The 1,880-nt window shown below is 29.6% G+C and carries 2 protein-coding genes and 1 pseudogene; all 3 read left to right on the top strand.

Annotation, left to right across the window (positions count from 1 at the left end; genetic code table 11):
* Nucleotides 1-326: pseudogene (locus tag FC24_RS11375) on the top strand (hypothetical protein); the annotation flags it as partial.
* Nucleotides 327-512: 186 nt separating this feature from the next.
* A complete protein-coding gene (locus FC24_RS11925; protein WP_057874731.1) occupies nt 513-1,196 on the top strand; it encodes an ABC transporter ATP-binding protein in 684 nt (227 codons plus the stop codon).
* A gap of 2 nt (nt 1,197-1,198) precedes the next feature.
* On the top strand, nt 1,199-1,852 hold the full coding sequence (locus FC24_RS10020) for an ABC-2 transporter permease (protein WP_057874730.1): 654 nt from the start codon (nt 1,199-1,201) through the stop codon (nt 1,850-1,852).
* The last annotated feature ends 28 nt before the right edge of the window (nt 1,853-1,880 follow it).

Below are 1,880 nucleotides of genomic sequence, written 5' to 3'. Positions count from 1 at the left end.
CTATACAATTCAGAAATCTTTTATGCATTTACACAAAATATTTTACGCTCTCCTTTTTGGGAAATATAGTAAGTATTATATTCTTTTGCGTTAATGGCTTTAATGTTGGTCTGATATGTGGTCAATTACCAATCTTTCAAAGTGTCGTTCTACTCTTACCACATGGTGTTATTGAAATAACTTCCTATGTATTGTTAGTATATGCTGTAACACATGTTAATCACATGAAAATTAATATAATAAGAGCTTACTGTCTTTTGTTTCTTGCAGCAATAATTGAAGTTTTTGTTACCCCAGAATTAGCCTTATGGTTGTTAGGAGATTAATTATGAAGAATTTAGATGTGTTAGTACGTGTCATTACAATTATTGTATTGTTAGCGACAATAATTGCATTTTTCTTTAAGGGCCTCAGTACTATAACTTATGTATGTGCAATAATTACAGTGATATTGTCTTTTGTATACCAACTAATTAAACAGCATACAGATTAATTATCAAGGAGTGAGAATAATGTGTATGACTAAGGTGAGTATGAGTCAAGTCAAGAAAAAATACGATGATTTTATATTGAGCGACATAAATTTTCAAGCAAAGGAAAAAGAAATCATTGGTTTAATTGGTGAAAATGGTGCTGGAAAAACCACACTATTAAAATCAATTGGGGGAATCAATAAGATAGATTTTGGGACTATTAAAAAAGATTTTAAAGAATTGGGATTTTGCTTTGACAGCATTCCATTTCCTGAAGAACTAAACATAATTCAGTTGGAACACGTATTTCAAAACATTGGCATAAACTGGGATATTCAAGCTTTTTGGTCTTATATTAGAACACTTCATTTACCTATTAAAATACCGATATCTAATTTTTCCAAAGGAATGAAAATGCAACTAAACTTATGCATTTCTATTTCACATCATCCGGATTTATTGTTATTAGATGAAATAACTAGTGGCCTGGACCCGCTTATGCGCCGAAAAGTGCTGCGACTAATCAAAAAATATGTAGACCAAAATGACCGTGCAGTAATAATCACCACCCATAATTTGAGTGATGTTGTAGAAATCTGTACTCGTTTTGACTTGCTAGACCATGGAAAAATTATTTTGGAAAAAAGTGTGCAAGACTTTGGGGCAGAAAACCTTGAGAAACTCTTTGAAGAGACAATAAAAAAGGTGAAGTTAGGTGAATAAATATGCTTGGATTAATGTTAAAAGATTATTATCAACTGCGTGATAAGTGGTTCAAAAAAAGCTATTTGTTAAGTGTATCTTTTTCCTTAATTATAGCCATAATTTTTCTAAAAAGTGATAGTTGGATAGTAGCAACATTGGTATCAATGATAATGATTAATAGCATTCAATCACTCTTTCTATCCGATAATAAAAACAGCTGGATAAATTTTTTAACAACTTTATCTATAAAAAAATCTATAAGTGTTCTTGCAAGATATCTATTTGTTATCATTGTCTGTGCTGTAACTGCTATACTGAATGGACTATTTTTTTTAGTGATATCTTTATTTTTCAAAGGTATTACTACTGAAAGTATCATGATTGTTCCTATTTGCTTATTTACGGTTGCAATAATTTATATATCCTTTATTCTTCCTTTTTTATATGCTTTTCAGCAAAACGGACTAACTGTTGGTGTGTTACTGATTTTAGGGGTAGCTTTTGTAAGTATACGTTTTTTTGGTATTTTGTCTAAAATTAAAAAATTAATTTTACTAGATTCTAAAATTGAATTAATATTTCTTGTTGCTCTTGCTTTAATTATAACTGTTACTTTGTCATACAGTGTTGCCTATGTAATTAGTTTAATTGAGAGCGTAAAATATTTTGTGTAAATGCATAAAAGATTTCTGAATTGTATAG

This window comes from Loigolactobacillus rennini DSM 20253 (assembly GCF_001436505.1).
In the GTDB taxonomy this organism is placed as follows: Bacteria; Bacillota; Bacilli; order Lactobacillales; family Lactobacillaceae; genus Loigolactobacillus; species Loigolactobacillus rennini.
The sequence above is the reverse complement of the archived record's forward strand: the minus strand, read 5'-3'. Positions and strand labels throughout refer to the sequence as shown.

What these genes read in the sequence shown, in the direction of transcription:
- FC24_RS11925 (WP_057874731.1), top strand. Translation starts at nt 513, where the DNA reads ATGTGTATGACTAAGGTGAGTATGAGTCAAGTCAAGAAAAAATACGAT.
- FC24_RS10020 (WP_057874730.1), top strand. Translation starts at nt 1,199, where the DNA reads ATGCTTGGATTAATGTTAAAAGATTATTATCAACTGCGTGATAAGTGG.